At 45.1% G+C, this 1,298-nt stretch carries 2 protein-coding genes and 1 pseudogene; all 3 read left to right on the forward strand.

Going from position 1 to position 1,298, the window contains the following annotated elements; all coding sequences use genetic code 11:
- Nucleotides 1-136: pseudogene (locus WEIDD23_RS14540) on the forward strand (single-stranded DNA-binding protein); the annotation flags it as partial.
- A gap of 51 nt (nt 137-187) precedes the next feature.
- Entirely contained in the window at nt 188-430 is a 243-nt protein-coding gene (gene rpsR / locus WEIDD23_RS05200) for a 30S ribosomal protein S18 (RefSeq protein WP_003608765.1), read from the forward strand.
- Nucleotides 431-661: 231 nt separating this feature from the next.
- A complete protein-coding gene (locus tag WEIDD23_RS05205; protein WP_010375105.1) occupies nt 662-1,144 on the forward strand; it encodes a hypothetical protein in 483 nt (160 codons plus the stop codon).
- The last annotated feature ends 154 nt before the right edge of the window (nt 1,145-1,298 follow it).

Genomic DNA, 1,298 nt, shown 5'->3' on the forward strand with positions numbered 1-1,298 from the left:
GGCACAAAATCCATTCGGTGCACCTGCATCAAATGGTAATGTGTTTGGTGGTGCGTCAACACCTGCACAATCATCTAATGATCCTTTCGGTGGTGGTCAAGAGGTTGATATCTCTGACGATGATCTACCATTCTAAGTTGATATATCTAATTGTCTAACGACATAAGTCTATCAGGAGGAATTAATCATGGCACAACAACGTCGTGGTGGCGGCCCTCGCCGTCGTCGTAAGGTTGACTTTATCGCAGCCAACCACATCGAATACGTGGATTACAAGGACACTGAATTGTTGGAGCGTTTCATTTCAGAACGCGGTAAGATCTTGCCTCGTCGTGTGACGGGTACGTCTGCTAAGAACCAACGCAAGGTGACGACTGCTATCAAGCGTGCACGTGTTATGGGTCTTTTGCCATTCGTTGCAGAAGACTAATAGCATAACGCTTTTAGTAACAACCTTAAAAGAGCGACTCAGCTTTTGCTGAGTCGCTCTTTTTTTATCCATAGCAAGTGTGCTTTTGCCTTTTGACAGATGAACATGTCTGTTTAGCTGAGTATGCTGATACTGACCGATTTTAAGCCATAATGTTTTCGATTATGGGGCGTTTGTTTGTACATATCTGCATGGTAACGTTAGTGCTAATGAAGAAGGGGGTGTCTGCTGATGAAGAAGTGGATAATTAGTGTCGGGAGTGTGGCTGTTGCTTTAATTGTTGGTGCGGTGGGGATGGCAGCTTACAACGATCATAAGGAAGAGCAATTTGAGCGTCGATATGAAGCGAGTTTAGCTAAGAGTTACTCAGAATCAGCTAAGTTAGCCAGCGAGTCAACAAGCTCGTCGTCTGCAAGCGCTACGAGTGATTCAACGGCCACGAGCAGTGCCACGAGTTTGCCATCGCAAACTGCGGTAGAAACGCGTCTGAGTGAGGATTTGGACAAGTTTATTGCGGATCAAAAGGATGGTATCATTCAAACTGGTTCTAAAGAGGATATACGTGATGCGTTTGAAGATACCTACGTGGATACGTACCAAGATGAGTTAGAGGCGAAACACCCAGGGGAACAAAACGAAGACATTGTTGAAGGTATGATTGATCGTGGATTACTCGCCTTGAATTTTGATGGTCGAATTGCTGCGGTTAAATAAATTTTTCGCACACGGGGGAGAGTTTTCTGCCTCGTTTTTTTGATACAAAAAACCACTAGATCAAATGACCTAGTGGTTTATAGGATGGGCAGACAGGGGCTCGAACCCTGGACCCACGGTTTAAGAGTCCGTTGCTCTACCAACTGAGCTAACT

It is taken from the genome of Weissella sp. DD23, assembly GCF_001579105.1.
GTDB classification, from domain to species: Bacteria; Bacillota; Bacilli; order Lactobacillales; family Lactobacillaceae; genus Weissella; species Weissella cibaria.